4 protein-coding genes and 1 pseudogene are annotated in these 4,604 nt (G+C 68.0%); 4 read left to right on the forward strand and 1 reads right to left on the reverse strand.

All coding sequences use genetic code 11. The features are described from left to right. Positions 1-401, reverse strand: a pseudogene (locus B4L36_RS04245) (hypothetical protein); the annotation flags it as partial. A gap of 470 nt (positions 402-871) precedes the next feature. Between B4L36_RS04245 and B4L36_RS04250 the strand changes: the two are divergent. From B4L36_RS04250 to B4L36_RS04265, 4 genes are all read left to right on the forward strand, one after another. After that, on the forward strand, positions 872-2,176 hold the full coding sequence (locus B4L36_RS04250; protein WP_292952864.1) for an AAA family ATPase: 1,305 nt from the start codon (positions 872-874) through the stop codon (positions 2,174-2,176). Further along, positions 2,173-3,300, forward strand: coding sequence for a ParB/RepB/Spo0J family partition protein (locus B4L36_RS04255; RefSeq protein WP_292952867.1), 1,128 nt, complete (start codon positions 2,173-2,175; stop codon positions 3,298-3,300). The genes B4L36_RS04250 and B4L36_RS04255 overlap by 4 nt, the downstream gene beginning before the upstream one ends. 106 nt (positions 3,301-3,406) lie before the next feature. After that, positions 3,407-3,649 (forward strand): type II toxin-antitoxin system Phd/YefM family antitoxin, encoded by a 243-nt coding sequence (locus B4L36_RS04260; protein WP_292952870.1) that lies wholly within the window; start codon positions 3,407-3,409, stop codon positions 3,647-3,649. Next, a complete protein-coding gene (locus B4L36_RS04265; RefSeq protein ID WP_292952873.1) occupies positions 3,649-4,041 on the forward strand; it encodes a type II toxin-antitoxin system VapC family toxin in 393 nt (130 codons plus the stop codon). Before B4L36_RS04260 ends, B4L36_RS04265 begins: the two co-directional genes overlap by 1 nt. The last annotated feature ends 563 nt before the right edge of the window (positions 4,042-4,604 follow it).

A 4,604-nucleotide genomic window follows, 5' to 3' on the forward strand; every position in this document is an offset into this window, starting at 1 on the left:
GGATCGCCCGCCTTCGCGCCCCCTGCCCTTTCGACGAAATCCGGCCCGATATGGTCCCAGACCGGGCGCGTATCCAGCATGATCCGGTCCAGATCCAGCCCCAGCACCGAAACCCGGCCGCGCACGCCCTGCCGCTTGACCACCACCCAGCCAAGCGCGCGCAGCCGCGCCATGTCGCGCTTGACGGTGCGTTCATCCACGCACCACAGCCGCGCCATCTCGCGCTGGCCCATGGTCAGTTCGTCGCGCTGCCAGTTATATCGGGTGGTGATCAGCGCCATCAGCCGCAGCACCAGCCGCTGCCGGTTCTGATCGCCGGCCAGCGCATGGGCCATCATCGCGGAAAGAAGATCGTATTTCCTCGCCGCCGCCTCGCGGCCAACGGGACGTATCACCTGCATCGCTGCCCTCGCCCGCCGGTTCGCCCGGCCTGATTCGCGCCTCTCGGGCGATGCGTCGGGTCCGGTTGGTCCGGACATGATCCGATGATCTTGTGTCACCGCAAACGCTTTTCGCCATCCTTGCCGTATTTGCGTCCGCATTTCCGATTCTGTCAAGCATCTTCATCATCCGTTGCCTTTCCGGCCCTGTTTCGAACAGAAAGAATGGTAGGACTTGGTATTGGGGGACGCCCTGAATGTCCCGCAATCCGGCCGGGATGTCCCCCAATCGCTGGTGTTGCGCCGCGCGGCGTCCCCCAATCCGTTGCGCGCGCGGCGCAAGGCGCAACGCACGCCGGCCGGCCGATTCGCGCAACGGGGGCGGGTTTGCGCTAAACTCCGGCCCCAGAAGAAATGCCTTTTGCCAAAAGCGCAAATCCGGCGTAAAAGCGGAACTGACAGTGATTTGCGTCCGGACAGACAGGCACAACATGTATACCCACGACGACCTTGCGCGGCTGCAAAGCCAGTCGCTGAAGATGCAGGGCTGGATCCGCCGGCAGACCTTCAGCCCCGAGCTGGAAAAGACCCTGCGCCGGTTCTCCAGCTGGGAGGTGGCCGAGCTGATCTTCCGCATCAACCAGTCCACCTTCCGCGGCAAGCTGGCCGCCGACCCGAACCTTCCCCTCGGGGAAGTCGAGGAGGACGGGCGCCAGCGCTGGTTCAGCCTGGACGAGATCAACGAATTGCGCCGCCGCATCCGGGTGGGCAAGAAATCCCTGCTGCCGCCGCGCCCGGCCGGCAAGCGCGCCTTCCGCGCCGCCATCGCCAATTTCAAGGGCGGCGCCGGCAAGTCCACCGTGGCGCTTCACTTCGCCCATGCGGCGGCGCTGGACGGCTATCGCATCCTGGTCGTGGATTTCGACCCGCAGGCCACCCTGTCCCATTCCATGGGCCTGACCGATATCGGCGAGGATCACACCGTCTGGGGCATCATGGCGCGCGACCTGGAACGCGAGACCGACCGCATGAACGCGGCCTCGGCCGGCGCCGAATCGGGGACCGCCCTGCCCCATCGCAAGCTGCCGGCCTCGATCCGCGACATGGGCCTGGGCTCGCTGCGGCCGTCCGACTTCATCAAGCCCACGGCCTGGTCCACGATCGACATCGTGCCCAGCTGCGCCAATGCCGCCTTCGTCGAATTCGCCAGCGCCCAGTATCGGCACCTGAACCCGGAATGGACCTTCTTCGGCGCGGTGTCGCGCTTTCTGGATGCGCTGGCCGACGATGCCTATGACCTGATCCTGTTCGATTGCCCGCCCGCGATCGGCTATCAGTCGATGAACGCGGTCTTCGCGGCCGACATGCTCTATATCCCGTCGGGCCCCGGATACTGGGAATATGACAGCACGACCAGCTTCATCGGCCAGCTGGCCGAGGCGCTGGAAGACCTGTCGCACGGCTTCGAGGACTTCCCCACGGGGAAGATCGCGCTGCCCAAGGCCTTTGCCGATGTCCGTTTCCTGATGACCCGGTTCGAGCCCTCGAACGACCTGCACCGCGCCATGTTCGACGCCTTCGGCCAGGTCTTCGGCGACCGGATGGCGCGTCACCCGATCGAGATGACCCGCGCCGTCGAACAATCGGGGCGCTTTCTCAGCTCGATCTACGAAATCGATTATCGCGAGATGACGCGCGGCACCTGGCGCCGCGCGCGGGCCAGTTTCGACCAGGCCTACGAGGAATTCAGAACCCATGTGCTGACCGCCTGGGAGCAGTTGGAGACCGCCGCATGAGCCGCAAACGCCGCATGTTCGAGATCGAGATGCCCGAGGACAACGACCCGGCCGGGACCTTCCCCGCGGGGAAGGCGGATAGGCCGGCCCCCGCCGCGCCGCGCCGCGGGCCGATGGCCGCCGCCATCACCGAGACCGCCGAATCCAGCCGCGACCGCGCCCGCATCGCGGCCGGGATCCGGGCCGAAAACGATGCCCTGGCCCAGGAACATGTGCGGCTGAAACGCGCCGGCCTGATCACCGACCTGATCCCGCTGGAGACGATCGACACCCACAAGCTGATCCGCGACCGGGCCAAGGGGGGTGATTTCGAACTGGCCGAACTGGTCGCCTCGATCCGCGATATCGGCCTGTCGAATCCGATCCGGGTCGAGCCGGCGGCCGAGGGGCGCTATGAGCTGATCCAGGGCTGGCGCCGCCTGTCGGCCTATCGCGCGCTGCTGGAGGAAACCGGCGACGCCGAGACCTGGGGCCGGATTCCGGCGGGGATCGCGGCGCGCGGCGACGGGCTGGACCAGCTTTACCGCCGCATGGTCGACGAGAACATCGTCCGCAAGGACATCTCTTTCGCGGAGATGGCGCAGCTTGCCGTCCATTATGCGATGGACCCGGCGACCGAGGAACACGACGCCGAAAAGGCCGTGGCGATCCTGTTCAAGTCCGCCGGCTACCAGAAGCGCAGCTATATCCGCAGCTTCATCCCGCTGGTCGAACGGCTGGGCGAGGTGCTGCTGTATCCGCAGGAGATTCCGCGCGCCCTGGGCCTGGCGCTGGCGCAGCGGCTGGACGAGGTGCCGGGCACGGCGGCGGCGATCAAGGCCGAGTTCCAGGACTGGGATACGCGGTCGGTCCGCGACGAGCTGGACATCCTGCGGCGCTTTGCGGGGCAGGGGGGTGACGAGGGGCAGGACGGTTCGGACCGGGGCCGGAAGGCGGCGCCGGCGCCGGTGCCCGCGCAGCCGGGCAAGGCCAAGACCACCTTCCAGATCGCCCGCCCCCAGGGCAGCGCCAAATGCACCGCCGCCAATGGCCGGCTTGAAATCCGCCTGCCGCGCGACTTTTCGACCGTGGACCGGCGGCGGCTGGAACGCGCGGTGGCGGCGCTGCTGGACCAGATCGAGTGATCTTCCCCGCGGGGAAGGTGCACGCAGATTGGGGCCGTGGGGCAGGGGGCTTGCGCGCGCCGGCCGGACAGACTAGATTGCAGGCCAGTTTAATGGGGATGCGATCATGCGGGAAATCGGCGCCTTCGAGGCCAAGACCCATCTGTCGGAACTGCTGGCCGCGGCCGAGGCGGGCGAATCGGTGCTGATCACCCGCCGCGGCGCACCGGTGGCGCGGCTGGTTCCCGCCGGCGGCGACCGCGATGCGGCCCTGCGGCGCCTGTCCGCCCTGCGCGACCGGCTGGCGGCGCGCGGCGTGACGCTGCGGTCCGACGAAATCCTGTCGGCGCGGGACGAGGGCCGGCGCTGATGCTGATCGTCGATGCCTCGGCGCTGATCGGCTGGCTGATGCCCGACGAAACCGGCCCGGATCTGGAGCCCGCCCTGCGCGCGGCCGAGGATCCGGTCGCGCCCTGGCTGATATGGGTCGAGTTGCGCAACATCCTGATGGTCAGCGAACGCCGGGGGCGGCTGCCGGCGGGCATGGCCGACCAGATCGCGGAGACCATCGACGATCTGAACATCCGGCTGGACGTGACGCCCTCTGGCCCGGTCGTGATGGACCTGTGCCGCCGCCACAATCTGACCGCCTATGACGCGCTGTATCTGGAAGCCGCCCTGCGTCATGGCGGCCGGCTTGCCAGTCTCGACCGGGCGCTGTTGCGCGCGGCCGAGGCGGAAGGCGTCGCAACCCTGGCCTGAGCCGGTTCCGCAAGCCGGCAGGGCAGGGCGCCCCGACCAGGACCGATCTTGCCGCGCCATGCCGGTTCAGAGGCCCGGAGGGCAAGCCGGGCGGGATTCGGGTTCGGGTCATCGCGGAACCTGCTTCAAGACCGATAAGCCGACCTTATCGGGGGTGATGGCGCAATAAGATCGTTACGTCAGTGCGCCGCAGATAGGGGCTATTTTGCGGATATCAGCGATCCCGAAGAAGACTGGTTGATTCCCTGCAGCGCCGTGATCCGGCCCTTCCACCCTTGCTGCGGGCGGATCACCACCCGCTCCCGAATCTCGGGGCCTGGCGCGCGGCTGAGGCTACCTGCGCGGTGGTACTCGCCCACGCGGCCCGGGCCATCGGCAGGCTGGAGGCCTTTTGGCGGCGCTGGAAGACGGGGCCGCGCGCCGGCCTGATCGCCCGGTTGGCGCTGCGCGAGGTTCGAGGCGATGCTCTGGGCCGCCGGCACGCCGATTGCCCAGGACGTGCTGATCCGCGACCTGGCCGATGCCCCTGCGGCCACCGATCTCGACGCAGAAACCCCGTCAGA

The sequence above is a fragment of the Paracoccus sp. UBA889 genome (genome assembly GCA_002294185.1).
Taxonomy (GTDB): Bacteria; Pseudomonadota; Alphaproteobacteria; order Rhodobacterales; family Rhodobacteraceae; genus Paracoccus.